We start from the raw sequence: 267 nt of genomic DNA on the forward strand, positions 1-267 counted from the left end.
TCCCACCGCACCCGGCACCTGGCGCCCGGTCGGTTGCGCAAACTGCAATCAAACCGGTTACAGCGGCCGCACCGGCATTCACGAATTGTTCTGCATCGACGACGACATTCGCACGCTGATCCACCAAGGGGCAGGCGAGCAGGCCCTGCGCGCATCCGCCGCGAAGGCCGGGATGTTCAGCCTGCGCGAGGACGGTGAGCGCTGGATTCGCAGCGGCGCCACCGCCCCTGAAGAAATCCTCCGTGTGACACGGGACGCCTGATGAAT

1 pseudogene is annotated in these 267 nt (G+C 65.5%); it reads left to right on the forward strand.

The features are described from left to right. A pseudogene (locus L8H52_RS30390) lies at positions 1-262 on the forward strand (type II secretion system protein GspE); the annotation flags it as partial. Between the last annotated feature and the right edge of the window lie 5 nt (positions 263-267).

Source organism: Pseudomonas sp. CROZ-RG-20F-R04-15 (assembly GCF_022662375.1).
GTDB lineage: Bacteria > Pseudomonadota > Gammaproteobacteria > Pseudomonadales > Pseudomonadaceae > Aquipseudomonas.